The sequence below is a fragment of the Streptomyces sp. GSL17-111 genome (genome assembly GCF_037911585.1).
Taxonomy (GTDB): domain Bacteria; phylum Actinomycetota; class Actinomycetes; order Streptomycetales; family Streptomycetaceae; genus Streptomyces.
Genome location: NZ_JBAJNS010000001.1, coordinates 5,262,163 through 5,288,026 on the forward strand (window position 1 = coordinate 5,262,163; position 25,864 = coordinate 5,288,026).

The 25,864-nt window shown below is 70.5% G+C and carries 29 protein-coding genes and 1 pseudogene; 10 read left to right on the forward strand and 20 right to left on the reverse strand.

All coding sequences use genetic code 11. The annotated features are described in order from the left end of the window. The first annotated feature begins 4 nt into the window (after window positions 1–4). Window positions 5–1,135, forward strand: coding sequence for a MupA/Atu3671 family FMN-dependent luciferase-like monooxygenase (locus V6D49_RS23255; RefSeq protein WP_340562565.1), 1,131 nt, complete (start codon window positions 5–7; stop codon window positions 1,133–1,135). A gap of 65 nt (window positions 1,136–1,200) precedes the next feature. Here V6D49_RS23255 and V6D49_RS23260 read toward each other — a convergent pair whose 3' ends face one another. The 7 genes from V6D49_RS23260 to V6D49_RS23290 all read right to left on the reverse strand — a co-directional run bounded on the left by V6D49_RS23260 (window position 1,201) and on the right by V6D49_RS23290 (window position 6,546). After that, window positions 1,201–2,007 (reverse strand): thioesterase II family protein, encoded by an 807-nt coding sequence (locus V6D49_RS23260; protein WP_340562568.1) that lies wholly within the window; start codon window positions 2,005–2,007, stop codon window positions 1,201–1,203. Further along, the gene (locus tag V6D49_RS23265; protein WP_340562571.1) at window positions 2,004–3,056 is read right to left on the reverse strand and encodes a ketoacyl-ACP synthase III family protein; all 1,053 of its coding nucleotides are present in this window, start codon (window positions 3,054–3,056) and stop codon (window positions 2,004–2,006) included. Before V6D49_RS23265 ends, V6D49_RS23260 begins: the two co-directional genes overlap by 4 nt. Before the next feature lie 193 nt (window positions 3,057–3,249). Continuing rightward, window positions 3,250–3,630, reverse strand: coding sequence for a hypothetical protein (locus V6D49_RS23270; RefSeq protein WP_340562574.1), 381 nt, complete (start codon window positions 3,628–3,630; stop codon window positions 3,250–3,252). Further along, window positions 3,627–4,187 carry a flavodoxin domain-containing protein gene (locus V6D49_RS23275; protein WP_340562577.1) on the reverse strand — a complete coding sequence of 187 codons (561 nt, stop codon included), beginning with the start codon at window positions 4,185–4,187 and terminating at the stop codon, window positions 3,627–3,629. Before V6D49_RS23275 ends, V6D49_RS23270 begins: the two co-directional genes overlap by 4 nt. 38 nt (window positions 4,188–4,225) lie before the next feature. Continuing rightward, on the reverse strand, window positions 4,226–4,624 hold the full coding sequence (locus tag V6D49_RS23280) for a hypothetical protein (RefSeq protein WP_340562580.1): 399 nt from the start codon (window positions 4,622–4,624) through the stop codon (window positions 4,226–4,228). A 33-nt stretch (window positions 4,625–4,657) separates the two neighbouring features. Further along, the gene (locus V6D49_RS23285; protein WP_340562582.1) at window positions 4,658–5,584 is read right to left on the reverse strand and encodes a hypothetical protein; all 927 of its coding nucleotides are present in this window, start codon (window positions 5,582–5,584) and stop codon (window positions 4,658–4,660) included. 296 nt (window positions 5,585–5,880) lie between these two features. After that, window positions 5,881–6,546 carry a FadR/GntR family transcriptional regulator gene (locus tag V6D49_RS23290; protein WP_340562584.1) on the reverse strand — a complete coding sequence of 222 codons (666 nt, stop codon included), beginning with the start codon at window positions 6,544–6,546 and terminating at the stop codon, window positions 5,881–5,883. Window positions 6,547–6,615: 69 nt separating this feature from the next. On the opposite strand from V6D49_RS23290, the gene V6D49_RS23295 reads away from it, so the two are divergent. Further along, the gene (locus tag V6D49_RS23295; protein WP_445330584.1) at window positions 6,616–8,028 is read left to right on the forward strand and encodes a CynX/NimT family MFS transporter; all 1,413 of its coding nucleotides are present in this window, start codon (window positions 6,616–6,618) and stop codon (window positions 8,026–8,028) included. Between the two features lie 4 nt (window positions 8,029–8,032). Next, window positions 8,033–8,149, forward strand: a complete 117-nt coding sequence (locus tag V6D49_RS23300; protein ID WP_263576191.1) for an SGM_5486 family transporter-associated protein — start codon at window positions 8,033–8,035, stop codon at window positions 8,147–8,149. Between the two features lie 76 nt (window positions 8,150–8,225). Here V6D49_RS23300 and V6D49_RS23305 read toward each other — a convergent pair whose 3' ends face one another. Together V6D49_RS23305 and V6D49_RS23310 are read right to left on the reverse strand one after the other, a co-directional pair. After that, complete coding sequence (locus V6D49_RS23305; RefSeq protein ID WP_340562586.1) at window positions 8,226–8,546, reverse strand: hypothetical protein; 321 nt, start codon at window positions 8,544–8,546, stop codon at window positions 8,226–8,228. Between the two features lie 140 nt (window positions 8,547–8,686). Continuing rightward, window positions 8,687–9,910, reverse strand: coding sequence for an RNA-guided endonuclease InsQ/TnpB family protein (locus V6D49_RS23310; protein WP_340562588.1), 1,224 nt, complete (start codon window positions 9,908–9,910; stop codon window positions 8,687–8,689). A 24-nt stretch (window positions 9,911–9,934) separates the two neighbouring features. Here V6D49_RS23310 and tnpA point away from each other — a divergent pair, with 24 nt between their 5' ends. Further along, a complete protein-coding gene (tnpA, locus tag V6D49_RS23315; RefSeq protein WP_340562592.1) occupies window positions 9,935–10,363 on the forward strand; it encodes an IS200/IS605 family transposase in 429 nt (142 codons plus the stop codon). 96 nt (window positions 10,364–10,459) lie between these two features. Here tnpA and V6D49_RS23320 read toward each other — a convergent pair whose 3' ends face one another. The 4 genes from V6D49_RS23320 to V6D49_RS23335 all read right to left on the reverse strand — a co-directional run bounded on the left by V6D49_RS23320 (window position 10,460) and on the right by V6D49_RS23335 (window position 12,094). Then, a complete protein-coding gene (locus V6D49_RS23320; protein WP_340562594.1) occupies window positions 10,460–10,735 on the reverse strand; it encodes an LGFP repeat-containing protein in 276 nt (91 codons plus the stop codon). 114 nt (window positions 10,736–10,849) lie between these two features. Continuing rightward, window positions 10,850–11,035, reverse strand: coding sequence for a DUF397 domain-containing protein (locus V6D49_RS23325; protein ID WP_340562595.1), 186 nt, complete (start codon window positions 11,033–11,035; stop codon window positions 10,850–10,852). A 22-nt stretch (window positions 11,036–11,057) separates the two neighbouring features. Continuing rightward, on the reverse strand, window positions 11,058–11,237 hold the full coding sequence (locus V6D49_RS23330; protein WP_340562596.1) for a DUF397 domain-containing protein: 180 nt from the start codon (window positions 11,235–11,237) through the stop codon (window positions 11,058–11,060). Between the two features lie 2 nt (window positions 11,238–11,239). After that, window positions 11,240–12,094, reverse strand: coding sequence for a helix-turn-helix domain-containing protein (locus V6D49_RS23335; RefSeq protein ID WP_340562597.1), 855 nt, complete (start codon window positions 12,092–12,094; stop codon window positions 11,240–11,242). A gap of 226 nt (window positions 12,095–12,320) precedes the next feature. Here V6D49_RS23335 and V6D49_RS23340 point away from each other — a divergent pair, with 226 nt between their 5' ends. Beyond that, a complete protein-coding gene (locus tag V6D49_RS23340; RefSeq protein WP_340562599.1) occupies window positions 12,321–13,031 on the forward strand; it encodes a 2-phosphosulfolactate phosphatase in 711 nt (236 codons plus the stop codon). A 196-nt stretch (window positions 13,032–13,227) separates the two neighbouring features. On the opposite strand, the gene V6D49_RS23345 is transcribed toward V6D49_RS23340, so the two are convergent. From V6D49_RS23345 to V6D49_RS23385, 7 genes and pseudogenes are all read right to left on the reverse strand, one after another. Continuing rightward, window positions 13,228–14,679: a cytochrome P450 gene (locus V6D49_RS23345; RefSeq protein WP_340562601.1), complete on the reverse strand. Its 1,452-nt coding sequence runs from the start codon at window positions 14,677–14,679 to the stop codon at window positions 13,228–13,230. Window positions 14,680–14,910: 231 nt separating this feature from the next. Continuing rightward, window positions 14,911–15,444: a CbrC family protein gene (locus V6D49_RS23350; protein WP_340562604.1), complete on the reverse strand. Its 534-nt coding sequence runs from the start codon at window positions 15,442–15,444 to the stop codon at window positions 14,911–14,913. 178 nt (window positions 15,445–15,622) lie between these two features. Next, a pseudogene (locus V6D49_RS23355) lies at window positions 15,623–15,799 on the reverse strand (DUF1266 domain-containing protein); the annotation flags it as partial. Between the two features lie 11 nt (window positions 15,800–15,810). After that, window positions 15,811–16,323 carry a S1 RNA-binding domain-containing protein gene (locus V6D49_RS23360; protein ID WP_340562606.1) on the reverse strand — a complete coding sequence of 171 codons (513 nt, stop codon included), beginning with the start codon at window positions 16,321–16,323 and terminating at the stop codon, window positions 15,811–15,813. 9 nt (window positions 16,324–16,332) lie between these two features. After that, window positions 16,333–20,970 carry a putative T7SS-secreted protein gene (locus tag V6D49_RS23375; RefSeq protein WP_445330585.1) on the reverse strand — a complete coding sequence of 1,546 codons (4,638 nt, stop codon included), beginning with the start codon at window positions 20,968–20,970 and terminating at the stop codon, window positions 16,333–16,335. After that, window positions 20,970–21,479, reverse strand: a complete 510-nt coding sequence (locus V6D49_RS23380; RefSeq protein WP_340562609.1) for a hypothetical protein — start codon at window positions 21,477–21,479, stop codon at window positions 20,970–20,972. Before V6D49_RS23380 ends, V6D49_RS23375 begins: the two co-directional genes overlap by 1 nt. Beyond that, window positions 21,476–21,886 carry a hypothetical protein gene (locus tag V6D49_RS23385; protein ID WP_340562610.1) on the reverse strand — a complete coding sequence of 137 codons (411 nt, stop codon included), beginning with the start codon at window positions 21,884–21,886 and terminating at the stop codon, window positions 21,476–21,478. Before V6D49_RS23385 ends, V6D49_RS23380 begins: the two co-directional genes overlap by 4 nt. Before the next feature lie 212 nt (window positions 21,887–22,098). Between V6D49_RS23385 and V6D49_RS23390 the strand changes: the two genes are divergently transcribed. The 5 genes from V6D49_RS23390 (at window position 22,099) to V6D49_RS23410 (ending at window position 25,846) form a co-directional block, all read left to right on the forward strand. Then, window positions 22,099–22,542, forward strand: coding sequence for an ATP-binding protein (locus V6D49_RS23390; protein WP_340562612.1), 444 nt, complete (start codon window positions 22,099–22,101; stop codon window positions 22,540–22,542). Window positions 22,543–22,594: 52 nt separating this feature from the next. After that, on the forward strand, window positions 22,595–23,800 hold the full coding sequence (locus V6D49_RS23395) for an ATP-binding protein (protein ID WP_340562614.1): 1,206 nt from the start codon (window positions 22,595–22,597) through the stop codon (window positions 23,798–23,800). Next, complete coding sequence (locus V6D49_RS23400) at window positions 23,797–24,867, forward strand: ParA family protein (RefSeq protein ID WP_340562617.1); 1,071 nt, start codon at window positions 23,797–23,799, stop codon at window positions 24,865–24,867. The genes V6D49_RS23395 and V6D49_RS23400 overlap by 4 nt, the downstream gene beginning before the upstream one ends. A 167-nt stretch (window positions 24,868–25,034) precedes the next feature. Further along, window positions 25,035–25,271, forward strand: coding sequence for a hypothetical protein (locus V6D49_RS23405; protein ID WP_340562620.1), 237 nt, complete (start codon window positions 25,035–25,037; stop codon window positions 25,269–25,271). 59 nt (window positions 25,272–25,330) lie between these two features. After that, window positions 25,331–25,846, forward strand: a complete 516-nt coding sequence (locus tag V6D49_RS23410) for a SixA phosphatase family protein (protein WP_340562622.1) — start codon at window positions 25,331–25,333, stop codon at window positions 25,844–25,846. Window positions 25,847–25,864 lie beyond the last annotated feature (18 nt).

Below are 25,864 nucleotides of genomic sequence, written 5' to 3' on the forward strand. Positions count from 1 at the left end.
ACCCATGGACTTCAGCGTCTACTTCTTCTCCGCCAACGACCGCCACGACTTCGGGGAGCGCTACCGCTTCATCCTCGACGTGGCCCGGTTCATCGACCGCCACGGCTTCACGGCGATCTGGACCCCCGAGCGGCACTTCCAGGAGTTCGGCGGGAGCTTCCCCAACCCGGCCGTGCTGTCCGCCGCGCTCGCCGTCGCCACCGACCACCTGCGCATCCGGGCGGGCAGCGTCGTCCTGCCCCACCACCACCCCGTCCGCGTCGTGGAGGAGTGGGCGCTCGTCGACCAGCTCTCCGGCGGACGGGCGGGGGTGTGTGTGGCCACCGGCTGGCACCAGGGCGACTTCGTCTTCTACCCCGAACACTACGAGGGGCGCCGGGAGTACACCCTCGACCACGTCGCCACGCTCCGCTCGCTGTGGCGCGGTGAGACCGTGGCCTTCCCGGGCCCGGGCGGGCGCGACCTGGACGTGCGGACCTACCCCCGGCCCCGGCAGCCCGAACTGCCGCTGTGGCTCGTGCACACCTCCAACCCCCAGACGTGGATCGAGGCCGGGAGCCGCGACCTCAACGTCCTCTCCCTGCTCACCAGCTGGGAGAAGCTGGAGGAGAACATCGCCTCCTACCGCACGGCACGGGAGCGGGCCGGCCACGACCCGCACGGCGGCGTGGTCACGGTCGGCATGCACACGTTCGTCGGCGAGGACGAGCAGGCCGTACGGGACCTCGTGCACGAACCGGTCAAGCGGTACCTGGCCTCGTTCATGACCCAGAAGCGCGCCGACGAGGCGGTCGGTGGCGCCAAGCGCGACTCCGGGGCCGCCGAACAGGACAAGGTCGCCGAGCTGATGGCCGAGGACTACTACGCGCGCCGCTCGCTGCTGGGGACGCCCGACAAGTGCGCGGCGACCGTGGAGCGGCTGCGCTCGATCGGGGTCGACGAGGTGGCCTGCCTCGTCGACTTCGGCCTGCCCTTCCAGACCGTCCTCGACGCCCTCCCCGCACTCGACGCACTCCGCCGCCGCTGCGCGCCCGCCGAGGACCGGACGCCCGCCCCCGCCGAAGCCCCGGCCGAAGCCCCCGCCGGAACCCCGGCCACCGCGGCCCCGTTGAACTGGTACTACGACCGCTCATGAGTGTCGGGCGGGGCGGGCCCCTCAGCCCCGCCCCGCCCACCGCCCGATCCCGCGCGCGTCGGATCTCAGGGCACCAGCGAGCGCAGCGCCTCCTCCCGCAGGCTCTCGAGCAGCCGGGCCCGCTGGGTCTGGAGGAAGAAGTGCCCGCCGGGCAGCAGGCTCGTGGTGCACCCGGCCGTCGTCTGGTGGCCCCACCGGGCCAGCGAGGCGTGCGAGGACTCCGGGTCCTCGGTGCCGCCGTAGGCCGCGATGGGACAGCTCAACGGCGAGCCCTCCACGTACCGGTAGGTCTCCAGCAGGGCGGTGTCCGCCCGCAGGATGGGCAGGTACAGGGCCCGCATCCCCGCGTCCTCGCGGATGATCGGGGGGATGGCCCCGTAGCGGCGGTCCAGCACCTCCAGGTACTCCTCGTCGGGCAGTTGGTGGATCGTGCCCCGGTACGTGGGTTCCTGCGGTGCGTTGCGCGCGGAGACCGCCAGCAGCGCCGGCTCCATGCCCCACGTGTCGCGCAGCGCGCGCGCCGTCTCGAACGCCAGGAAGGCCCCCAGGCTGTGCCCGAACAGCGCGAACGGCGGTGTGAGCAGCGAGGCCAGGGCCCGCGCCGCGTCCCGCGCCACGGCCACCAGGTCCGTCGGCAGGGGCTCCTGCCGACGCGCCTCCCGGCCCGGGAGCCGGAGCGTCCACGGCTCGATGGCCGGGAGCAGCTCCCGCGACCAGCCGTGGAAGGCGGCCGCGCCGCCCCCGGCGTAGGGCACGCAGACCAGCCGCAGCAGCGGGGCGGCCCGCCCACGGCCCGGCGGGCCGGTGGACTCCACGGGCCGCAGGACCCACCGCTCGGACGCGTCCCGGAGCGCGGACGTGCCCACGGTCACGCGGAACCGTCCGAGGCACCCGCCCACGCGGGCACGTCGACGATCTCCACGACGGCGCACGAGAAGGCGATGCCGGCGCCCGCGCCCAGCAGCATCACATGGTCGCCCGGTGCGACGCCGCCGGTGGTCAGGAGGTGGTACAGGCCGCTGGTCTGGTCGTTGGCGCCGGTGTGGCCCAGCGCTCGGCCGAAGTCGAACACCCCCCGGTCCACGGCGTCCTCGCCGAACGGCTCCAGCAGCCGCCGCAGGACCTGCCGGTCCCCGACGAACTGGTGCGCCACGCGGGTGACGGCGTCGGGCGTGAGCCCGGCCTCCTCGATCGTGCGCGCGATGAGGTCGCGCTGGGTCTCCCCCATCAGACGTCCGGCGTGCACGAGGTCCTGCTCGCCCTGGTAGGTGGCCGCCCGCTCCCGCAGGTCCACCCGCACGCCGGTGCTGCACCCCGCCGGGAACAGGGGCTCGCCCCCGCGGTTCAGCTCCTCCAACTCGGGCAGCGAGGTGGCGCACACGTTGACCAGCCGGGCGAAGCCCGCGCGGCGGGAGAGGACGGCGGCCGTCGCCGCGTCACCGAACAGCCCGCCGGGCGTGGCGCGCCAGCGGTCGATCAGGGGGTCCCCCCAGTTGTCCGCCGAGGTGATCAGGGCCGCCGTGCGTCCCGGCGCTGCGGCGAGGTGGTTGCCCGCGAGCTCCATCGCGGCGAGGAAGCCGTTGCAGCCCTGCCGGATCTCCAGGGCGGGGATCGTGCCGCCGAGGGTGTGCCGCAGGATGTAGTGCTGCGGCGACCACAGATCCGGTCCCTGGTGGTGGCACGAGGCGTGCAGCAGGACGGCCACGTCCTCGGCCGCGTGGCCGGACCGCGCCAGCGCCTCCCGCGCGGCCTCGACGGCCAGGTCCGGAGCCGGACGGTCCCCGGCCACGGCGACCGACTCCCACTCCAGGCTCTCCGCCTCCGCCGCGTCGTACCAGCCCTGCTCCACGGCGTGGCGCACGGACACCCGTGGGGGAAGGCAGGCACCGAGACCAGCGATGTAGAGATCCTCGAACAGCAAGACGAGCACTCCTCTCCGGGCGCGCCGGCCCTTGGCCGCCTCCGCCCGGCGTGCCCCGGACGCCGATCCTGGCTGGTGCCGCCACCGTCCGCCCCGGTGGATCCCCCAGCAACGACCCCGGTTCCCCGCCCCGGCGTCCGGTGCCCCACGTTCCCCGCCCGACCTGCCCGTTGTCGCACGGCGGACCGCCCGGTCAGTACAGGGACGCGGGCCAGCCCAGCGCCACCGCGAGCAGGATGCCGGCGTCGAGCGCGACGCCCAGCAGCAGCCACGGGTTGAACCAGAGCAGCTTGAGCACCAGCCCGCACCCGGCCGAGACCGCGGCCACCGGGGCCCACCAGCCCGCCCCCGCGATCAGGGCGGCGCCGGCGGCGATCCCCAGGACACCGGTGAGCACCGCCAGCGCCTTCGCCGTCGATCGGGCGCGATGGTCGGGCACCCCGGCGGACGCCAGCGCCCACGAGTGACCGGGGTCGAACGGGGGCTCGCCGCCGGGCCTGGGCCGGGCCACCCAGACCTGGATGTTGACCCAGCCGTGCGCCAGCAGCAGGATCACGGCGAGGACGCGGATCACGGTGGCGTCCCCCGGCCCGCCCCACCCTCCGGCGGCGTCCCCGGCGGGGGCGCGGGGGCCAGCACCCGGGCTACGTCCTCCGCGAAGGCGTCGATCGCGCCCCAGTCGCGGTAGTCGCCGAAGCGCAGGCCCATCGCCCGGAAGATCGCCCGGCCCGCCGGGGGCAGGTGGTCCTCGGCCACCACACCGGAGAAGAGGGCGTGCCCACGGGGCCGCAGCCGCGCCAGCAGCTCGCCCACCACGTGCTGCTCCTCACGCGGGGCGAAGGCCTTCCAGGGGCCGCGCAACGCCGCCGGCATGCCCACGCTGAAGACCCACACCGGGCGCGTGACGAGCAGGTCCTCGTGCGCCGCGACGAAGTCCGTCGCCTGCGGCAGCCAGGCCATGTCGTGCACCGCGCTGCCCAGGACGAACGCCGTGTACCGCGACGGATCGCCGACCTCCGCAACGGCCCGCACGTCGACCTCGACGTGCCGGGCCCGCAGCCCCGCGCCGACGCGTTCGGCGATCTCGGCCGTCGAGCCGTGGGCACTGGCGAAACCCACCAGAGTCGTCATCGCCGTCCACCTCACTTCCGTGCCGGGCCGCCTCCTCCTCAGATGCGTACCGTGCGGCCCAACTTGAAGTCCCCGCTGGGCTGACCCCAGTCGCAGATCTCGTACGTGTCCGGCGTGACGTGGGCGCCGAGCGCGATCACCGCGGCGATGTCCTGCCGGACGTCGTCCACGACGAAGAACACCGTGGCGCTGACCTCCTTCCCCACCGAGCCCGCGCTGGCGTGGTGGACCTTCCGCCCCGAGAAGGTCCACCCCGTGGGCTTGCCCTTCCCGATGAACGCCTGCTGGACGGCCTGCTTCACGCTGGCCCGGCGCTTGGGTGACTCGATCTCGCCCTCCCAGAACGCGACGAAGGCGTCCTGCGCCATGGGCTGTGAGCGCACCGAGCCCGTGAGGGTGACCGCCGCTGTGAACGGACTCGTCTCCGTGGTCGTCATGTCGTTCCCCTCGGTTCCGGGGCCGTTAACCGGTCAGCGCTCGATCAGGAAGTCCAGGGTGTCGTTCTCGCTGACCGGCTCGAGCCAGGGCTTCGCGGGCCCCCACTTGGTGGGGTTCAGCTGAAAGCTGACCTCGCGGAACGACTGGTCCGTGAGGTCGATACAGGCCCCGGGCGCGAACGCCTGGGCGATGACCGTGCCGGTGTTGTACTTCTCCTGGGCGAAGATCAGCAGGATCTTCTCGACGGGCCTGACCGCGATCCGGGTGCGGTCGTTGATCGGCAGGGCACACAGTTCCTGCATCCCGGCGGGCAGTTGCTGACCGATGCCGCACGTGCGGGCCTCGCCGGCCTGGCTCGCCAGATAGATGGGTTGGTTGGCGTCCCGTGATCCCGAGACGTCGCATCCCCGGTCGGCCGTGACGTTGAACGTCTGCCCGAGGTCGATCGGCCTGGCACACGAGGCCTCGACCGTGCCCTTCGGAACGATCTGCGTGTCGGACCAGTACGCCTCGTACACCGACTCCCAGGTGACCACGGTCTTCTCCGAGAACTTCGAAGAGCTGAACCACACGAGCGGCTCGGCTCCGGGGGACGTCGAGCCTGGCTCCAACTTGACGGCCTTGAAGGCGAAGAGGCGGTATTGCTGCTGGGCCAGGGTGTTGACGGTCTCGGAGTCCATCGTGATCTTGATGTTCCGCGTCGTCGCCCCGAAGATCGATTCCAGCGGCTGGTCGACGTCCCAGGGGATCTCCCAGGCGTCGACGTCCGTCTCGGTCGTCTCCGCGAGGTGCGACAGCAGCGTGCTGGGCTTCTCCGCCCCCGAGTAGCGGACCCCAAGCCCGCCGTTCACGGGCTGTACCTCGACGAGTTCGAGGTCGGAGAGCGAGGAGGCGGCGCGATGCACGTCGTCCTCGGAGGGCGCGGGCCCGTTCTTCGGGGTGATCTGCAGTGTGCGCATGGGGGTGTTCTCCCTTTGGTCTAGGACAGGGAGGCACGCATGAAACGGTGAGCACGGCGCTGCGGTGCCGGACGTCGCCTTCCGCGTCGTTCCGGAGAACGTGCGTTCACGAACGACGGCGCAGGGAGCCCGATCGTCATCTTCTGATGTGCTCACGTACCTCTGCACCCAGCGTCCCTGGGGCGCGGGGTCGTCGCACGGGGAAGTGCTCCATTCGGGTGACCACGGCAGTCCTTCCGCGTCGGCACATCCCGACGGTCGGGCGTCCTGGGACTCCTCCGACCCGCCGGGCCGCGCTACCCCCGGCAGTGGGCGGTGTAGGAGGCGGCCTCGCGGGCGGCCAGCTCGGCGTCCCCGTCGCGGACGGCGTCGATCATGCGGGCGTGGTCCAGGTGCTCCTCCGGCCGCAGCTCCTCCCCGACGTCCCGGCGCAGGTAGTCCCGCAGCACGAAGCCGACGTCGGAGTACAGGGCGGTCAGCACCTCGTTGTGCGAGGCCCGCACCACCGCCAGGTGCAGCGTGGCGTCCGCGCCGACGAACCGCTCCACGTCCCCCGAGGCCCACGCCTCCTCCCGCCGCTCCAGCAGCGCGTACAGCTGGGCCACCTCCTGCTCGGTGCGGCGCAGCGCGGCCAGCCGGGCCCCCTCGGCCTCCAGCGTCGCGCGCAGCTCCGCGATGTGCACCGGATCGGCCTGCGCGAAGCGCCGGTGCATGACGCCCGCCAGCTCGCTCGTCGCGACGACGTAGGTGCCCGAGCCCTGCCGGATGTCCAGCAGCCCGTTGTGGGCCAGCGCCCGGACGGCCTCCCGGACGGTGTTGCGCGCCACCCCGAGCTGCTCGACGAGCTCGGGCTCGGTGGGGATGCGGCTGCCGAGCGGCCACTCGCCCGAGGTGATCTGCGCGCGCAGCGCGTCGATGACCTGGTCGGCCAGCGCGGAGCGGCGCGGGGAGTTCAGCGGCATCGGCTCATCGCCCTTCGGGGGACTGGTGGCGGGACAGCGGCTGGCTCAGATTCATCCGATGATTCTATGATGGGCGCCATGCCTCAGGAAGACCCGACGACCCTCGACGCGCCCGCCCCCTCCGCCCCGGCGCCCGCCCCACCGGGCCCCCGCGCCGCACGGGCCCCGGGGAGTGCGGGCGACGCGCGGGACGCGGGCGGCCCGGCGGCCCCGGGCGGCCCGGGGCGCGCCTCCACGGCGGCACGCTGGACGCCGCACCTGGTCGTCCTCGGCCTCGTCATCGCCGCGCTCAACCTGCGCCCCGCCGTCACCGGTCTCGGGCCCCTGCTCGAAGAGGTCCGCACGGGCCTGGGCATGAGCAGCACCGTCGCCGGCGTCCTCACCTCCGTGCCGGCCCTGTGCTTCGCCGTCTTCGGCAGCGTCGCCTCCCGCCTGGCCCGCCGCCACGGCCCGGCCGCCGTCGTCCTCGCCGGCATGGCCGCCATCACGGCCGGGCTCGCCCTGCGCCCGCTGGCCGGGGGCACGACGGTCTTCCTCCTCACCACCGCCCTCGCGCTCGCGGGCATCGCCGTCAGCAACGTGCTGATGCCCGTCATCGTCAAGCGCTACTTCCCCGACCGCGTCGGCGCCATGACCGGCCTGTACTCCATGGCCCTCTCCCTGGGCACGGCGGCAGCGGCGGCCCTGACCGTCCCGGCCACCGAGGCCCTCGGCGGCACCTGGCGCACCGGCATCGGCCTGTGGGCGGTCCTCGCCGCGCTCGCCCTCCTGCCCTGGTTCGCGGTCTTCCTCCGCGACCGCCACCACGACCGCGACCACCATCCCGTGAAGCCCACCGGGCCGGGCGGGACGGGCGGGGCCGGAGCCCAGGACACCCCGCCGTCCGCACCGCTACGCGTCACCCGCTCCCGCATCGCCTGGGCACTGGGCTGCTTCTTCGGCCTCCAGGCCACCGCCGCCTACGTCACCATGGGCTGGGTGCCGCAGATCTACCGCGACGCCGGGCTGTCCGCCTCCACCGCCGGGGTGCTGCTCGCCGTCACCATGGGCCTCGGCATCCCGCTCAGCTTCGTCCTGCCCCGGGTGGCGGCCCGGCTGAGCCACCAGGCGCCCCTCGTCCTCCTCCTCGGCGTGTGCGGCCTGACCGGCTACACCGGCCTGTGGCTCGCCCCGGCGGAGGGCGCCTGGGCCTGGGCGCTGTTCATGGGCGTCTCCAACTGCGCGTTCCCGCTGGTCCTCACCATGATCGGCATGCGCGCCCGGACCAGCGGGGGAGTGGCCCAGCTCTCCGCGTTCGTGCAGAGCACCGGCTACCTCATCTCCATCCCCGGCCCGCTGCTCGTCGGCGCCCTGCACGGTGCGACGGGCGGCTGGGACGCCCCGCTGGCCCTCCTCGCCGTCCTGATGGTGGTCCAGCTGGGCGTCGGCCTCGTCGCCGGACGGAACCGGTGCGTGGAGGACGACCTCCGGGTGCGACACTGATGCCATGCCTGTGCTCGACCCCAACCCCGGCAACGGTCAGAAGAAGCTGCTGTACGTCTTCGGCGCGATGATCGGCATCTGCGTCGTCATCGGCGTCATCGCCTCGATCTTCGCCCCCTGACCCGTCCCTGCCGACGCCCGCCCCGCCCCCCGTAACGCCTCTCGGCGGCCGGGGACGTGCGCTCAGGGGCTCCCGGTCAGTCCCACTGGCAGGTGTGGTCGAGGAACTTCGTCAGGCTCGTGGCGTCCTCCATGCCGATGTCGCGGAGCCACGACTCCAGGTCGAAGCTCTCGTCGGTGTTCCACCCGCCGGGCAGCAGCTGGGCGGCGAACTTCGCGTGGCAGGCGTGCTGCTGGTACAGGGAGTTGTGCTCCCTCTGACTGACGTCGTTCGGGTAGGGCGCGAGGGACCACATCTGGTACCAGGCGCCCTGGAAGTCGGTGCGCGCGTGGTGGAACCCCGCCTCGGTCGGGAACGCGCGCACGACGACGTGGCTCGTGCCGTACGGGATCTCCACGCGGACTTCGCGGAACCAGTCCGTACCGGTGGTGCCGGAGTAGCCGACGCACTCGCCGTGGCAGCCCTCGACACCGTTGCCCGCCGACCAGAACAGGCTGAGGTTGTTCTTCGAGTAGCGCTGTTGACATCCTCTCCGCCCTAAAGGGCGGAGATTCCCGCCTGGCTGCCGGATGCCCGGCTCGTCTTCGGGTGGGTTCCTGTTTCTTCGCGCTGTGCCGGGACGAGTCCCGGTCTTACCCGCGCTCCGCAGGCTGACACGGCCAGTCCGGCCGCCTTCGCGACGTTGACCGCCGCGTTGATGTCCCGGTCAAGGTGTGTCCCACAGGCCCCGCATGTCCACGTTCGGATGTGCAGGGGCTTGGGGCCGTCCTTGACGCCGCACTGCGAGCACACCTGAGACGTGGGCTCGAAGCGGCCGATGCGGTGGAAGGTGCGCCCATACAGGGCGGCCTTGTACTCCAGCATCGTGGTGAACGCCGACCATCCGGCGTCATGTACGGACTTGGCCATGCGGGTGCGGGCGAGGCCCTTGACCGCCAGGTCTTCCACTGCAACCGCTTGGTTCTCGCGGATGATCTTCGTGGAGAGCTGGTGGTGGAACTCGCGCCGCGCATCGGCGGTCCGCGCGTGGGCACGTGCAGCCTTGATCCGGGCCTTCGCCCGGTTCTTCGACCCCTTCGCCTTGCGGCTGAGATCCTGCTGCGCCTTCTTGAGCTTCTTCTCGGCCCGGCGCAGGAAGCGGGGACTGTCGATCTTCGTGCCGTCCGACAGAATCGCGAAGTGGGTCAGCCCCAGGTCGATGCCGGCCACGCTATCCGTGGCGAGCAGCGTCTCGGTCTCGGTCCCGACCACGAACGAGGCGAAGTACCGGCCGGCACTGTCCTTGACCACGGTCACCGTGGACGGCACGGACGGCACGGAGCGTGACCACCTGACCGGCACGTCGCCGACCTTGGGGAGCCGGAGCTTCCCGCCGGTCGTGATCTTCCACCCGGCGTTCGCGGTGAACCGGACCGACTGTCGGGTGTCCTTGCGGGACTTGAACCGGGGCGGCCCCATCTTCGGCCGCTTGCCCTTGAGGCCGTCGAAGAAGTTCTTGTAGGCGGTGTCCAGGTCCCGCAGGGACTGCTGCAACACGACCGACGACACCTCGGCGAGCCATGCCCGCTCGGGAGTCTTCTTCGAGGCGGTGAGCTGCTTGGACAACTCGCCGGACGGGATGAACGGCAACCCGGCGGCGCGGGCGGTCTCACGAGCCCGAAGGGCGTCGTTGAAAACCACCCGAGCACACCCGAACGCCCTCGCCAACGCCGTACGCTGACCGGCGCTCGGGTACACGCGGAAGCTGTACCGAAGCTGCACGCCGATCACTATACCCTTTGGTTTATGTCACCACGATGGAACCCCGATCCCGATGTGCGCAAGGGCCGTCACGTCGTCTACAACCTTCATGTGCATTTGGTTTTTGTCACGAAGTACCGGCGCAAGGCCATGACTGGCGCCATGCTGACGCGGTGCGAGGAGATCATGCGCGAGGTGTGCGCGGACTTCGAGGCCGAGCTCAAGCAGTTCAACGGCGAGGACGACCACGTGCACCTCCTGGTGCATTACCCGCCCAAGGTCCAGCTCTCCAAGCTGGTCAACTCCCTCAAGGGGGTATCCGCCCGGATGCTGCGCAAGGAGTACGACAGCCACGTCCGGCGGTACCTGTGGGGCGGACACTTCTGGTCCGGCTCCTACTTCGCCGGAAGCTGCGGCGGCGCACCGCTGACCGTGGTCAAGCAGTACATCGAGAACCAGAAGCGGCCTGTCTGACCGTCATGGCAAAGGCGCAGCGAACTCCGGCGCTTCGCGCCTGCGCGTCAAGGATGGCCTTCACCCCCGCTCTGAAGGGCGGAGCACTGGCCAAGATCAGAGGTAGACGCTGCCGCCGCTGAAATGGTTGTAGCGGCCGATGCCGTCGGGGGTGGCCAGCTCGTCGGTGGTGGGGCAGCCGAGCGGCCCGCCCTGACCGCCGGTGGCGTTGTAGGCGACGAGGATGTCCCCGCCGACCTGACGACCGCAGACGTCCGAGGCGGCGGCCGTGGGTGCGTGGACGACGAGCGCGGTGAGCGTGGCGAGCGCGACGGCCCCGGCCTGCATCAGCCGGGCGGTCCGCCGCCGTAAGAGCGGGGTGCGTGAAGCCATGCGGGAGTCCTTCGCGTGGGGATTCCTGGCGCTCCCACTGTAGGGACGAGCAGCCCGCGCGAGAACCGCGCCTGTCCGGCGCCCGTGCTCGCCGTCACACGACGGCGAGCACCGTCACCGACCGCCGAGGAAGCCCACGAGAGAGGCCCACGCCGCAGGCGAGGCGCCGACATGGGGACGCGTCACGTCCTTGGAGTCCCGCACGAGCACAGCAGGCCCACTGACGAGGACCTCTACGCAGTCGTCGCCCTGCGCACTGCTGTAGCTGGACTTGACCCACGCCTCGTCGTTCGTCCTCATGACCCTCCCGCAGTCGAGTCCGCTACGCGCCGGTCGCGAACCTCACGAACTGTGCCCAACCTTCAGAAGAGACAGCAAAGTCAGGACGCGTCAAGTCCTTGGAGTCCCGCACGTGCACGACGGCCTTGCTGACGGCCACCTCTACGCAGCTGTCGCCTTGGGTGCCGCTGTAGCTGGACTTGAACCAGGTGAGTTCGTTCATGCTCACAGCTCTCCTCGCAGTCGCTCCAACACGGCCCTCGACTCCTTCGGGGGTAGGGCCTGCGAGCGCAGTGTGTCATACCGCTGGTGAAGCAAACTCACCTCTTTCGGTTCGGTGATGAGCCGACCGTTCTGCTGACCCTCTGAGTACGCACGCCGTCTGCCGTCAGGCGTCTCCAGGAGTTGGAGCGGGCCGTCAAGGCAGGCGTGGTACTCGGCGTCCAGGGGGACGAGCTGAAGTGTCACGTTGCGCGGCAGGGACTGCTCCAATGCGTGATCAATCAACTCCCGCCGTGCTTCCTCACCCCCGAGCCTTCGGTGAAAGACTGCCTGCTCCACGATGAAGCTGAACGGCACCTGCGGGCGTGCGGACAGCATCTTCTGCCGTTCGAGTCGCGCCGTGACCTGAGCCTCAAGCTGTTCGTCCGTCAGCAGAGGGATGCCGTTGTCGAAGACAGCTCGCGCATACGCCTCCGACTGCAACAAGCCCGGGACCAGGCGGCACTCGTACGTGCACAGGCTGACGGCCTCGCGCTCCAGGCGGGCCCAGCGGCGAAACCAGGCTGCGAGGCCGGGCTCGCCGCGTGTGAGGTGACGGGCCGCGCGGCGCAGGGCGCCGGTGTTGCCGAGGACGGCCTCCGCCCGTTCGATGAACTGCTCGTCGGGCATGCGGCGACCCAGCTCCACGGACTCGACCGTGTGCTTGGAGAACCGGACGTGCTCGGCGAACTGGGCGCGGCTGAGCCCCGCGTGCTCGCGGAGGGCCTGGACGACGGCGCCGAACGTCCGCAGACTGTCCGACGGGTCCGGTTCCCGCTCGCTCTCCGCCACCGAACCGACGACATCCCCTGTCCACATGTGCGGCCCCTTCGCCACCGTGCGTGAGCCCGAACGCTCCCGCTCACCACACACCAGCGTGACGCGCGCCACGTCGTACTGTCCACCGTGAGTGCCCGTACGCTGACGTACCGTACGGACCGCAGCTCTGGCCAAAGGATCTGAGCCCTCGGGCAGTTGATCTTCGACAACGGGCCGACTGGTCGCACGCACCGAGGCGCGAGCAGCCTGAGTACGCTGCGCTGGCATGACCGGAACAGACGCTCGCTTCGTTGGTATCGCCGGGCTGGTCGAAGCCCCGTCCGTGGCGGTCGTGGTCGACGTGATGCGGGCCTTCACCGTGGCCGCCTGGACCTTTGCCCAGGGCGCGGAAAAGATCGTGCTCGCCGAGTCGTTGGACGACGCTCGGGCACTCAAGACCCGCCACCCGGATTGGGTGGCACTCAAGGACGGCCCGCCCGCTGAGGGGTTCGACCTGGTCAACTCTCCCGGAGTGCTGCGCGCAGCCGACCTTCATGGACGGACTGTCGTGCAGAAGACCACCGCAGGGACGGTCGGCGCCCTTGCCGTGAAGGACGCGGCGCTGGTGCTGTGCGCCGGTTTCGTGGTGGCGGAGGCGACGGCTCGGCTCCTGCGGACGCGCGGGCACGGCAGCGTCACGTTCGTCGTCACCGGCGAAGACGGACAGGCCGACGAAGACCTGGCGTGTGCTGAGTACATCGCTCGCAGGTCGAACGGCGCGGAGGTGGACGCTTCTCCGTTCCTCCGCCGAGCTGCCGAGTCGCGCGCCGCCGCCGAGCTCGCGGAGGGGGTGCGTCAGGGAACGCATCCTGACGACGTCGCACTCTGCCTTGAGCTCGACCGGTTCCCCTTCGCCATGGTGGCGGCTGTAGAGGACTCGCTCATGGTCCTGCGCCCGCGCACCGTACCGGCACAAGCCGATGCCCCCGTGACCTGACCCGCGTCGGGCGTGCGGCATCGGCATGTCCCGAGGGCGCGGCCTCGGTGGAGGCAGAAGCCCCATCCCTGCTCACGACCGCAGGTCTTGACCACCGCTCACCACGCCACGTGCTCCGTGCCCTCGCCGGGAGGGAGGACCATCCCTCACCGGCGATCCGGACGGACACGGAGCCTGCGGCGTGGAGTCGCTCCGCCTACGTCGTCTCGGCCTGATGTCCGAACGGGCAGGCCGGGGCGGCGTCGGTCTCAGCCGTGCGAGGCGGCGGGGCCGCTGTCGCCGTGGTGCCCCGGTTCCGACGCGTGACCCGCATGCGCAGCTCGCCCTTGGGACGCAGGGTGACCATCGGTTCCTTGACCGGCGATGGCCCGGGAAGCGACTCCAGGCGCACCTGACCGGCGATGGTGGCCAGGGCGACGTGGCCACCGAGCAGCGCGTGGTGGTTGCCGATGCAGACCCGGTGGCCCGCGCCGAACGGGATGTAGGCGTGGCGCCGCATCGTCTTCTCGGCCTCCGGGGCGAACCGGTCGGGGTCGAAGCGCTGCGGGTCGGGGAAGTAGTCCGCGCGCCGGTGCAGGACGTAGGGACTGAAGATGACGCTGGCGCCGGCCGGGATGCGATGGCCGAGGATGTCCACGTCGGCCATCGCCTGCCGGGAGAACATGTAGACCGGCGGATACAGCCGCATGGCCTCCTTGAAGACCTGGAGCGCATAGGGCAGTCGGTCGAGGTCCTCCAGGGTCGGCAGTCGGCCACCCAGCACCTCGTCGGACTCCGCGAGGAGCCTGTCGTAGACCTTGGGGTGCTTGCTCAGGAGGTGGAAGCTCCAGGCCAGGCCGGTCGCGGTGGTTTCATGCCCGGGCATGAACATGTTGAGCGCCTCGTCGCGGATCTCCTTGTCGTCGAAGGGCATCCCGTTGTCGTCGGTGCACTCCATGAGGAGGTTCAGCCAGTCGTCCGGCTTCTCGTCCATGGCGCGACGCTCGGCGAGGAACGTGTAGAAGGTGCGCTCCAGCCGCCGGATGGCGCTGCGGTAGCGCAGGTTCGCCGGTGTCGGCCAGCCGATGGTCAGCGGGACGAGTGCGCTGGCCTGCGAGTCGAACCCGTGGATGGCGTCCGTGAGGGCGTTGCCGAGATCGTCCGCCTCACCCAGGATGTCCTTGCTGAAGAGGTTCCGGCCGACCATGCCCAGGACCAGCCGGACCATCTCCCGGCGCACGTCGATGACGCTGCCGTCCTCCCACCGTTCTGCCACTGTTCCCGCGACCTGGGCGGCGGAGTCGGCGGAGTTCCGGATCACAGCGGTGCGGAACCTCGGCTGGATGAGCCTGCGATTCCGTTTGTGGTCCTCATTCGTGGCGGTGAGGAGCCCGTCGCCCAACAGCGGCCGGGCGAACGCGCGGAAGCGGTCGGTCTTCTCGAAGAGGCTGCCGTTCTTGATCAGGATCTCGTGCACCAACTCGACGGAGTTGGCCAGGAAGACGTCGTCACCGGCGAGCGAGTAGACCCCCAGGTCGCCACAGGTTTCGAACGTGCGCTGGAAGAGTTCAAGGCGGTCCTTCTTGAACTCCCAGGTGTTTCCGATGACCGCTCGGCCGTCGACCTTCGGCACCGTTTCGCTGAGCGTGCTCGTACTCTCCAGTACCACGTAGAACCCCCGTTGCCGTGAAATCCGATGAGAAGTCGTGCTCCACCGGAGCGTAGGCAGCGCACAGCCCGGACAGCAATCACCTGTCAACTACTTGCCATGCGGCGTCATTAATGAGTCAGCCTCACGCAGAGCTACTGAACCCACGTGCGGTCTCAGCCGCGGGCCAGGCCCAACCGGGTCCTCGTGATGACATTCGGCTTCTGGCGCATCAGAGAGGCATGAGTTTTTTTACGGAACATCGGGGTAGGCAAGATGAGTGCCGCACTCGGTGCAGCGGAAGAGCATGGCCATTGGCCCAGAGCCCAAGCCCGCGAGAAAGCACTCGAGTCGTCTTTCGTCGTGCCAGCCATCGACACGCATGTCGTCTCGCAACCGGGTGAGCGTTTCGGGGTGCGCTGCCAACTTGGCGTATCCCACCTCGCCCACGAAGGCTGCTGCATCGCCGCAGTGGACGAGCCAGTACGGGTCTTGCCAGGCACTGAAACCTGGGGTGCGGCGAGTGACTTCGTGCAAGACGTCCTGGCTGACACCGACGAGTCCGTAAGAGTCGACAAAATCACCTGCGAAGCGTTCAGCGGCGCTCCCGTCCGCTATGCACCAGGGGCAGAAACGCCCGCTGACGTCCTGAGCTGTGTAGAAGGGCGCCGTGTAGATCCACCCTCTGTCTCGCCTGCAGCAGGCACACGTTTCTGTGGACGCACTGATGGACCCGGTCGAGAGTGGGTCCGGGTGATAGCGGAAGTGCGGCAAATTGGCGGTCATCAGCGCCTCTCATTTGTGGTGTGAGCTGGAGCTGTCGTGCCCGGCTGACCGGTCGAGCCCGCAGACAGGAGGTGTTGGTTCCTCACCGTCAAGGTCTGCACTTCCCACAGTCATTTCCATGGAATCGTCAACCAAGGGCTCTCAGGTTCCGTCACGAGGATGTGGAACGCGGTCACCATTCTGCTTCCTTCAGGGTGCAGTAGCGCGCCGCCAGAACCCACCGTGCCATCCCAGTGGCCCGGCCGTAGTCCCACGACTCCACGCTGCGGACATACTCGCGTTCCCCGAGAATCCTGTCTGCTCGGAATCGGGCTTCGTACCGTGCGATGCGCCCGATGAGCCGCTGCACTCCGGCGGCTGATAGAGTTAGTTCGCTCGTTTCGTCAGAGACAGAGCGATTCTACGTAGCTGAACGTTGACGGCCGATACCTTGACATCCATGACGGTTCCACTTCGCAGATTGTGCCAATCTGTTTGCATTTGGTGCAACTCCTCTGCCGGTAGCAGTCCTTCGAGGCCGGGGAAGATTCTCAGAAAGATGCCGATCGGGGCAACCTTCGTAACCTTGCCACTGATCTCTTCTCCCAAAAACTGAGTAGCGAACTCGAGCAATGGATCGGGTTGTAGATCTTTGATTGAGAGAGAAATTCTACTGCGCGCTTCGTCTACAGCCAGCACTACCACCGTCACGTCGTCTCCGACAGAGATGACGTCGCGCGGCGAATCAATGCGTGTCCATGCGAGATTCGGCACTGTCACCAAGCCGATGCATCCTTGAAATGAAATGAATGCGCCGGAATCTGTGACTTCTTGCACGACTCCCCGGTGTACATCTCCTGGAGATGGGTTAGCGGGTGATGGAATGGCGTTGGTGGACATGCTCTCGAGTCACCCCTTCCAGGTGTATCCGTTGTAGAAGTTTATCCAGTGCACTTCTTCGATGAATTCGTTAAAGCGAGTGATTTCGCTTTGAGGGATAATCCACTGGTGTTCGCCAGGCTTATTGTCGTGGCTGGTGCGGTACTGTTCTGGGGGAAAAGACTCACGAAATTCTGACTTCATCACGTACTCGTGGTAGCCGTCCTCGTACACTCCTTGCGCCGCATACTGTTGGGCAACTCTTTCCGAGTCGCCGAGGTATGCGGTTCCTGGCCCGCCCAGTTCGGTATGAGGGTGGTTGCTCGGATCGAGCCCAAACGCCTCGGACTCTCGGTTTCCAGCGTGCGGCGCTCGATACAACCTCTCGCGAGAGTCCTCGTAGTCCGGCGCCAGGCCGAGGGGGTCGGTCCAGGTGTGGGGGTTGTGGACGTAGGTGGTGGGGTTGGGGGCGGGGGAGAGGCCGAGGGGGTCGGGGGTGGTGTAGCGGGCGGTTTCGGGGTCGTAGTAGCGGTGGACGTTGTAGTGGAGGCCGGTTTCGGGGTCACTGTATTGGCCGGGAAAGCGGAGCGGGGTGTAGGCGGTGGCGTCCGTGTTCCAGGTGGTGTGGCCCCAGAGCGTGGAGCGGGTGCGCCAGGCGACGGCGCCGGTCTCGTCGACGAGTTCGGTGGGGGTGCCGACGAGGTCGGTGACGATGGCGAAGAAGCGGCTGTCGATCTCGCGCTGACCGGTCGCGTCGGTGAGGCGTTCGGTCTGGGCGACGGGGTGCAGGCCCTGGTGGTCCCAGGTGAGGGTGACGGGGTGGGGGAGGTCCGGTGCGGTTGTGGTCTGCTCGATGAGGGTGGGGCCGTCCCAGGCGAACAGCACCTCCTCGACGACGGTCTCGCCGTCGGCGGCCAGGCGTTGCTTTGCCGTGCGGCGGCCGAGGGGGTCGTAGCGGTAGCGCCAGCGGGTGCCGTCGGGGGTGGTGACGGCGGTGAGGCGGTCCTCGGCGTCCCAGGTGTAGCGCCAGGTGTCGGGCTTGCGGGAGAGGCGGGGTTTCTGGCGCAGCACCAGGCGGCCCGCGTCGTCGTGCTCGTAGCGGACGCGGCCGGCGCCCGTGATGCGGGTGCCGGTGTAGGTGCGCGGGCCGGTGGCCTCGTGGGCGGGGTGCTCGGCGGGCCAGGCGGCGTGCGTCTGGTTGCCGGTGTCGTCGTAGGCGTAGGACTCGGTCCACCCGGCCGCGTGGACGGCGGTGACGCGGCCCGCCGCGTCGAGGTCGAAGCGGCGGCTGCCGGTGTGAAGGTCGTGGACGGCGGTCAGCGCGCCGTCGGGCCGGTAGGCGTAGCTGCGGTGGGTGACCGGGTCGGGGGCCGCGCCGGTGAGGACGGCCTCGGTGAGGCGGTTCGCCGGGTCCCAGTGCTGGGTCAGGGCGAGGCCGTCGCCGATGGTCCGGTGGGTCTCGCGGCCTGCGGCGTCGTGCGCGAAGGTCAGGCTCCGCCCGCCGGAGGTCATGCCGGTGCGGCGGCCGGCCGCGTCGTACTCCCAGGTGGTGACGGCGCCCATGGGCGTCACGCGGCGGGTGCGGCGGCCGAGCCGGTCGTAGCTGAAGGCGGTGGTGCGGCCGTTCACCGTCTCGGACTTGACGCGCCCCGCCCGGTCCCGGTGCAGGTAGAGCTCCGCCTCGGGGCTGACGGCGCTGAGCAGGCGTCCGGCGGTGTCGTAGGTGTAGTCGGTGACGGCGCCGTCGGCGTCCTTGCGCAGGATCTCGCCGCGCGGGCCGCGGGCGAAGCGGCTGACCTGCCCGAGGGGGCCCGTGCGGGCGATGAGGTGGCCTGCGGGGTCGTAGGCGTAAGCCTGGGTGCGGCCGTCGAAGTCGGTCTCGGACGTCAGATGCCCGGCCGGGTCGTAGGTGTAGCTCCAGGCCCGGCCCTGCGGGTCGGTGACCTGACGCAGGCGCAGGGCGGTGTCGTGTTCGAAGGCGTAGCGCACGCCGTCGGGGCCGGTGCGCGCGGCGAGCAGGTCGAAGTGGGTGTACTCGTACGTCGTCACGCCGCCCGCCGGGTCGGTGTGCGCGACGCAGTTGCCCTCGCCGTCGTAGGTCCACCGCTCGGTGGCGCCGTCCGGGCCGGTGCGGGAGAGCAGCTTGCCCTCGGTGTTCCACTCCAGGTGGGTGACGGCGCCGAGCGGGTCGGTGACGCGGGTGACGCGGCCGAACGCGTCGCGGGCGTAGCGGGTGACGCCGCCGAGCGGGTCGGTGATCGTCAGCGGCAGCCCGGCGGCGTCGCAGGTGACGTGGGTGGTGGCGCCGAGGGCGTTGGTGACCGACGCCAGGTGCCCGGCGTCGTCGTATCCGAAGTGGGTGGTGGTGCCGGCCGGGTCGGTGACGGAGGTGCGGTTGCCCCGCTCGTCGTAGGTGTGCCGCCAGGTGCCGTCGGGCCCGGTGACGGTCAGCGGCAGCCCGAGGGCGTCGTACTCGACGGCGGTGCGCGTGCCGTCGGGCCGGGTGACGGTGACCGGGCGGCCCGCCGCGTCCCGCTCGACGGCCGTGGTGCGGCCCAGGGCGTCGGTGCGGGTGAGGACGCGGCCGCGGTGGTCGTGGGAGGTGCGGGTGGTGTGCCCGAGCGGATCGGTGACGGCGACGACCCGGCCCGCGTCGTCGACGAGGTGGCGGGTGACGTGGCCCTCGGCGGTGGTGAGGGTGGTGACGCGGTGGCCGGTCGCCTCGTCGCGTTCGTCGTAGGAGAGCCGGATCGACAGGTGGCCCTCGGTGCCGCCCTCGGCGATACAGCGGTTCCGGTCGTCGTAGACGTAGTCGTAGCGCCGCTCGTTGCTGTCGATCCAGGCGATGACGCGGTGCTCGGCGTCGTACTCGAACCGCAGGGGCAGGCCCGAGGAGCCGGTGACGGAGGTCAGTTCGCCGTCGGTGTAGCCGTAGCGGACGACGGGGGTGGCCCGGCCGTCGTCGGTGACGAGGTCCAGGGCGGTGATGCGGCCCTCGGACGCCGTCAGGCGCAGCACGTGCCCGGCGGAGTGGGCGATGGCGGTGGGGGTGCCCGCCTCGTCGTAGCTGAAGGTGAGGGTGTGGCCGTTGCGGTCGCTGATCTCGGCCAGGAGCGCGACGCCGTTCGCGCCCGGTTCCTCCAGGCCGGTGTAGCGGCGCACGTGCCCGGTGTCCGGGTCGGTGAGGGTGTAGTCGCCGTCCGGGTGCCGCTCCAGCGGCCACTGCGGCCCGCGTGCGGGGAGGGTGGGGACGTCCGGCGCGGGGTGGGGGTACTCCAGGAGCAGGCCGTCCTCGGTGACGAGGATGACGCCCTTCGCGTCGATCTCCAGCCGCTGGTCGGCGGTGCTGGCCCAGGACGGCCCGAACCAGCGGCCCGAGCGGTAGCCGGAGTCGACCTGGCGGCTGAAGACCAGCGGCAGGGCGCCGGGCAGGGCCACATCGGTCTGCGGCAGGAACATCATGCCGGTCGCCAGGTCGACCGGGTCCGTGTTGTCCGTGGACTTCTGCTTGTTCTGGGTCTCGGCCTGGCCCGGCTCCTTCCGCTCGACGTGCGGCCGGCTGGGGGCGACGTCGTCGATCGTGCCCGCCGCCCGCCGCCCGGCACTGCCGGGCAGCCCCGCACCCTTCGTGCCGATCAGCTCCGGCACCAGCGTGCCGAGGAACTCGGCCGGGTCGTTGCGCATCGCCTGCATCATCGTGCTGGGGATGGTGCGCGGATCGGTCGTCGCGATGCCGTGGACGCTGGAGTTGAGGTTGGTGAGGTACTCACCCGGGTGGGTGAGGTTGTACGGGTCGATCACGCTGTGCTTGCGGCCCCACAGGAACAGGTCCGTGCCGCCTTCGAGGACGCCGCCCCCGAAGTGCTGGACCCCCAGCTTCATCCCTTCGGCGTCGGAGTCCATCTGCTCCTTCAGCGACGGCTTGGGCGGCGCCGCGTCCCGGGCGGCGGCCACCATGCGCTGCGCCGCACGGGCCGCCTCGTCGCGCTGCCGCCGCGCCTCCTCCAGCTTCTCCACGGCGGCCTCGACGTCGGCCGTGCCGGGGTCGGAGAACGGCTTCGGCTCCGACGGAAGGGGGTTGTCGCGGTTGAAGTTGTGGGCGATGAAGGCCAGGCGGTACGCCTCGACCTCGCTCTCGTGCGCCGCCCGCGCCTCCTTCGAAGCCTTCTGCCCCTGGCGGTGGAGCTCGATGGCCGAGGCGGCCTCGCCCTGGGCCCACTCCACGGTGTCCGCGAAGTCCTTCAGCGCCTGTCCCGCCATCTGGCAGGCGTCCGCCGCCTCGAACCACTTCCTGGGCTCGGCCGAGATCTTCTCCTCGAACGCCTGCGCCGTCTCCCCGCGCAGATCGCTCGGGTCCACGCCCTTCATGCCGGCGCCGACGGTGTCGAACGCGTCCTTGAGGTTCAGCAGGTGCTGCCCGGTGGAGCGCAGCTTGCCCGGGCTGCCGTGCACGAGCTTCTTCGCGTCGTCGGTGTCGCCGAGCGCCATCTCGGCGACGTCCGCGCCCAGCCAGTTCGCCGCCGAGTCCGACTTCTCCCGGACCGTGTCCGCCACACCCTCCGCGCCGACGAAGTCCAGCCCCGCCGCCCCGGCGTCCCCCAGGTCGTCGACGACGTTGCCGCTCTTCTCCCCCACGAAGTCCTTGGCGTCGTCGAGGAAGTCGGGCATCAGCCCTCACCGCCCGCGCCGGGCCCCTCGCCCGTCCAGGTGCCCTTGATGTCCTCGCGGGCCCGCGCGAACGACTCCGGGCTGAAGTCCGGGGCGTCGGGGGTGAGGATGTCCGCGTAGCTCTGCTCGGCGACCTCCTCCTGCGTCAGGTGCGGATTGCCGGTCGGGGAGAAGCCGTTGAGCGCGTACTTGAACTTCGCCGACCAGTACGCGTCCTCCGCCCAGACCAGACCCGCCGCCAGGTCCAGCCGCTCGGCCACGAGGTTCGCCCGCGCCATCAGCCCGCGCACCCCCCACTCCCAGTTCCCGCAGAACCCGTCGAGGGCCTCCGCGAGTCCCGGGGCGCCGGCCTCCATCGTCGTCAGCGTCAGGTCGTTGAACCCGGAGCCGCGCAGCGCGCTCGTCTCCGAGGTGAACGTGCGGAGCTCGGCCATCGCGTCGTTGATGCCCTTGGTGAGCAGGTGCACCGTCTCCGGAGCGACCCGCAGGTCGTCGTTCTCGCCGCTCATCGCTGCGCCTCTCGCGCGGTCGTGTCCTCGGTACGGTCGACGGCCGCCCCGTCGGGGACGATGCCGCGCACGGGCGGGAACAGCATCGACGTCGCCTCGTCGTCGACGTCGAGGGCGACGCCGGTCGGTGCGTCCAGGCTCGGCACGACGGCGTCCAGCAGTCGGGCGCCCAGCACCGAGCGGTACGCCACCGGTTCGTCCGGCCGCGCGCCGCGCGCCACCACGAACCGGGCGAGCCGCTCCTCGTCCGTGAAGGCGTAGATCCACTGGAACCCGCCCCACGTCCCCACCCGCAGCCCGTCCTCCGGGTGCGGGAGCAGCACGGGCGTTCTGCGGAACTCGCCCAGCATCGCGTGCGGGTCGCCCTGTCCCGCCCGCACGGCGGCGATGTGCTCGGTCAGTCGCACGCGACGCCCCCACCCTCACGTCCTGGCCCGTTCCCCCCGGTCACCGGTACGATAACCAGCATCGCGGTGCGTAGCGCGCCCACCCCGGCGCAGCACTCCTACAGGCCCGCCCTGCCGTTGCCGTACCCGCGACTCCGCGTCAGCGTACGGTGACCCTAGGTACGAGCGTCATGCCTGGTCAACGGCGTAGAGGGGCCACCAAAGTGGCCCTCATGGACTCCCTGGAACGCCAGCACCGCCCCGCCGTCCGCACGTTCAGCCAGCTCTACTCCTCGACCCGCCGGGGCGCCCGGCTCGCCCGCCTGCTCGCCGCCGACCAGTTCCGCACCTGGGGCGTGCCGCCGGAGGTGGCGGAACGGGCGGAGGTCGTCGTGGCCGAGCTGGCCGCCAACGCCCTCTTCCACGGCCGCGTCCAGGGACGGGACTTCCGGGTCGCTCTCACCCACGACCCGGTCGCCGGGAGCGTCCTCGCCGAGGTCACCGACGCGCGCGGCACCCACGTCCCGCTGCGCGCCCCGACCCCCGGCGCGGAGGACGAGACGGGACGCGGACTGATGCTCGTCACGACCCTCGCCGACGCCTGGGGAACCGAGCCCTGCCCGCCCGGCGGCAAGACCGTCTGGGCCGTCCTCACCCCCCGCCCACCCCGCCCCTGACGCCCCGGCCGCGCCGACCGACCGGCCCTTCCGCCTCCGTCGACACGGCACAATGGCGCCCGTGAGCGCAGACGACGTAGACCTTGCCGACCTCCTCGGCACGCAGGAGGGCCCCACGCTGGAGTTCAAGAGCACCGCGAAGCGGGAGGGGAGATGCGGTGACGCCATCGGGAAGGCCGTGTGCGCCATGGCCAACGACCTCTGCGGGCACGGCGGCGGGGACGTCCTGATCGGGGTCGACGACACGGGGCAACCCGTGGACGGCGTCGATGACAGTGACCGAGCGCTGCTGCAACTCACCGATCTGCGGGACGACGGTCGCATCCTTGACCGCCCTTCGCTCACCGTCGAGCGCGGACGGTTCCGGGGCAAGCCGGTGGTCCGCGTCCGGGTCAGCGCCAGCGCCTCCCCACCGGTGCGTTTCGAGGGCGTCGTCTGGGTGCGCCCCGGCCCGACCACCCGCCGAGCCGGACGGGAGGACGAGCGCGTCCTGGAGGAGCGCAGAAGGGCAGCGGACCAGCCGTTCGACACGCGGCCCGTCACCCTGGCTCACCAGGACGACCTGGACCTGGACGTCTTTCGGCAGTCCTACCTGCCCTCGATGGTCGCCCCTGAGGTGATCGAGGAGAACGGTCGGCCGATCGAGGTCCAGCTCTCCTCCTTGAACCTCGTCGCTCCCGACGGTCGCCCCACCGCGCTCGGCCTGCTCGCCATCGGCCTCGATCCGGGCAGCTACATTCCGGGCGCCTACGTGCAGTTCGTCCGCTACCAGGGCACGGACCTCGACGCCCCGGTCGCGGACGAGCAGGAACTGCGACAGAACCTGGTCGCGCTGTCCGCCCGCCTCGAACCCCTGCTGCGCAGCAACCTGCGCACGCGTCTCACGGAGGACGGCTTCCGTGAGACGCCCCGGCCGGACTATCCGCTGGAGGCACTGCGGGAGGTCTGCATGAACGCGTTGATGCACCGCAACTACGAGACGTCCTACGCCCCGACGCGGATCGTCTGGTTCGAGGACAGGATCGAGGTGACCAACCCCGGCGGTCCGTTCGGCCAGGTGCGCGCCGACAACTTCGACCGTGTGACGGACTACCGCAATCCTTCCCTCGCCGCTGCGATGAAGGGGCTCGGATACGTCAACCGGTTCGGCCGCGGAGTGGGCCGGGTGCGGAAGGCGCTGGAGAACAACGGGAACCCGGCGGCCGAGTTCCAGGTCGACGACTTCTCGTGGGCCGTCGTCATCCGGAGTGCGGCATGACATCGATCGCGCTGTTCAACAACAAAGGCGGTGTGGGAAAGACGACCCTGTCCTACCACCTGGCCCACATGATCCGACGGCTCGGGCTCACCGTGCTGGCGGTGGACCTCGACCCGCAGGCGAACCTGACCTCGATGTGCCTGGAGGAGACGGAGATCGAGGAGCTGTGGGAGAACAGCTCCGAGCTCATCGATCAGGGGGCCGCTCCGGGAGGCCCGCCCGGCACCGGCCGGGTGCGCAGCGGCCAGACCATCGCCGACGCGGTTCGGCCGATCATGGAGGGCACCGGTGACGTCGCACACGTCGAGCCCGCTCAGCTCGAACCGGGTCTGTGGCTGCTTCCCGGCAGCCTGGACCTGAGTCGGTTCGAGGACAAGCTGTCCAACGAGTGGTCCCGGGCCTACGGAGGAGACATCGCGGCGATCCGCACCTCCACCGCGTTCCACCGCATCATCGAACAGGCCGTGGCCGCAGTGGAGGCGGACGTCGTCCTGATCGATGTCGGGCCGAACCTCGGCGCGATCAACCGCGCCGCACTCATCTCGGCCGACACCGTGCTCATGCCCCTGGCGGCGGATCTTTTCTCCCTGAAGGGCCTGAGCAACCTGGGACCGACGCTGCGCCAGTGGCGAACCGACTGGCAGACGCTCGTCCTGCCCCGAGTACCCGCCGGTATCTCGGCACCGAACGCGGACATGCGCCCCCTCGGCTACGTGATCATGCAGCCCGAAATGCGTCTTGACCGCCCCGTCAAGGCGTACCAGCGATGGCTCCAGCGCATCCCGTGGGTCTACACGGCCGCCGTGCTCGGAGAGTCGTCCCCGGCCAAGGACGACCGGCACCGCATCGCCACCCTGCGCAACTACCGCAGCCTCATGCCGCTGGCCCACGACGCCCGGAAACCGATGTTCGACCTGCGTCCGGCCGACGGTGCGCTGGGCAGTACCCAGCAGTACGTGAAGACCTGCTACCGGGAGTTCCGTCAGCTGGCCGAGGCCGTCCTGGACCGGCTTGGCACCCCGTGGGACGACGGCACGGGCCGTGGGACGGCGACGCACCGCCCGTGACGCGCGTCCGACCGCAGACGGCGGGAGGGGTGGGGGTAGCCCCACCGACCCCTAGGGGGGCGAGGTCAGGGACGGGTGGGTGGCTTCCCGGGTAGGCCCGTGCCGTCGCGCGGCCTAGCGTCGAGGTACCGCTCGACGCACCGAACGCCCCGACGAAAGGCGAGCCGATGACGACCGCCGCCGGCGCCCACCCGACCCCCCGCCGCGGGCACGACGGAGCCACGGGTCCGCGGCTGCGCTGGTGGGCCCTCCCGCTCCCCGTGGCCGTCTTCACGCTCCTGCTGGCCCTGCTGCTGCTCGGCGGCGGGCAGGGCTCAGGCGGCGCGGCAACCGACACGGCGAGCGGCTTCGGAGAGGTGGCCTCCGCGCTGTGGGAGAAGCTGAACGGCCTCGGCTCCGCCTGAGGGACGCAAGTCGTCAACAGCCTGAGCCCGGTGGTCGGTTTCGTGCGAAGCTGGAAGGCATGAGCGTCGATCAGCCCCGCAGGATGGTCCTACTCCGACACGCCAAGGCAGACTGGCCCGAGGTACCCGATCACGAGCGGCCGCTGGCGGAACGCGGCCGCAAGGACGCCCCGCTGGCCGGTGGCTGGCTGGCGTCGCAGGGCATCAGCCCCGAGCTGACCCTGTGCTCGACCGCCGCCCGCACCCGCGAGACGTGGAAGCTGCTCGTGCCGCAGCTGCCCAAGCGCCCCAGGACCGTCTACGAGGAGCGTCTGTACGACGCGTCGCCCGGCGAGATCATCGCCGTGGTCAACGAGGTGCCCGACGACGTCCGCGAGCTCCTCGTCATCGGCCACAACCCCGGGATGCAGGGGCTGGCCGAGGTCCTGACCGGCTCCGCGGAGCCGGAGGCACGCGGCCGCATGGAGCGCGGCTTCCCGACCTCCGCGATGGCGGTCCTCACCGTGGAGGGTTCCTGGAAGTCGGTGGAGCCCGGCGCCGGCCGTCTCGTGGACTTCTGGGCCCCGCACGCCTGACCGCGCCGGTCCGGCCCC

Coding starts and splice junctions, on each gene's coding strand:
- V6D49_RS23255 (WP_340562565.1), top strand. CDS start 5: ATGGACTTCAGCGTCTACTTCTTCTCCGCCAACGACCGCCACGACTTC.
- V6D49_RS23275 (WP_340562577.1), bottom strand. CDS start 4,187: ATGACGACTCTGGTGGGTTTCGCCAGTGCCCACGGCTCGACGGCCGAG.
- V6D49_RS23280 (WP_340562580.1), bottom strand. CDS start 4,624: ATGACGACCACGGAGACGAGTCCGTTCACAGCGGCGGTCACCCTCACG.
- V6D49_RS23285 (WP_340562582.1), bottom strand. CDS start 5,584: ATGCGCACACTGCAGATCACCCCGAAGAACGGGCCCGCGCCCTCCGAG.
- V6D49_RS23290 (WP_340562584.1), bottom strand. CDS start 6,546: ATGCCGCTGAACTCCCCGCGCCGCTCCGCGCTGGCCGACCAGGTCATC.
- V6D49_RS23295 (WP_445330584.1), top strand. CDS start 6,616: ATGGGCGCCATGCCTCAGGAAGACCCGACGACCCTCGACGCGCCCGCC.
- V6D49_RS23300 (WP_263576191.1), top strand. CDS start 8,033: ATGCCTGTGCTCGACCCCAACCCCGGCAACGGTCAGAAGAAGCTGCTG.
- tnpA (WP_340562592.1), top strand. CDS start 9,935: ATGTCACCACGATGGAACCCCGATCCCGATGTGCGCAAGGGCCGTCAC.
- V6D49_RS23320 (WP_340562594.1), bottom strand. CDS start 10,735: ATGGCTTCACGCACCCCGCTCTTACGGCGGCGGACCGCCCGGCTGATG.
- V6D49_RS23325 (WP_340562595.1), bottom strand. CDS start 11,035: ATGAGGACGAACGACGAGGCGTGGGTCAAGTCCAGCTACAGCAGTGCG.
- V6D49_RS23330 (WP_340562596.1), bottom strand. CDS start 11,237: ATGAACGAACTCACCTGGTTCAAGTCCAGCTACAGCGGCACCCAAGGC.
- V6D49_RS23335 (WP_340562597.1), bottom strand. CDS start 12,094: ATGTGGACAGGGGATGTCGTCGGTTCGGTGGCGGAGAGCGAGCGGGAA.
- V6D49_RS23340 (WP_340562599.1), top strand. CDS start 12,321: ATGACCGGAACAGACGCTCGCTTCGTTGGTATCGCCGGGCTGGTCGAA.
- V6D49_RS23350 (WP_340562604.1), bottom strand. CDS start 15,444: ATGACCGCCAATTTGCCGCACTTCCGCTATCACCCGGACCCACTCTCG.
- V6D49_RS23360 (WP_340562606.1), bottom strand. CDS start 16,323: ATGTCCACCAACGCCATTCCATCACCCGCTAACCCATCTCCAGGAGAT.
- V6D49_RS23375 (WP_445330585.1), bottom strand. CDS start 20,970: ATGCCCGACTTCCTCGACGACGCCAAGGACTTCGTGGGGGAGAAGAGC.
- V6D49_RS23380 (WP_340562609.1), bottom strand. CDS start 21,479: ATGAGCGGCGAGAACGACGACCTGCGGGTCGCTCCGGAGACGGTGCAC.
- V6D49_RS23390 (WP_340562612.1), top strand. CDS start 22,099: ATGGACTCCCTGGAACGCCAGCACCGCCCCGCCGTCCGCACGTTCAGC.
- V6D49_RS23395 (WP_340562614.1), top strand. CDS start 22,595: ATGGCGCCCGTGAGCGCAGACGACGTAGACCTTGCCGACCTCCTCGGC.
- V6D49_RS23400 (WP_340562617.1), top strand. CDS start 23,797: ATGACATCGATCGCGCTGTTCAACAACAAAGGCGGTGTGGGAAAGACG.
- V6D49_RS23405 (WP_340562620.1), top strand. CDS start 25,035: ATGACGACCGCCGCCGGCGCCCACCCGACCCCCCGCCGCGGGCACGAC.
- V6D49_RS23410 (WP_340562622.1), top strand. CDS start 25,331: ATGAGCGTCGATCAGCCCCGCAGGATGGTCCTACTCCGACACGCCAAG.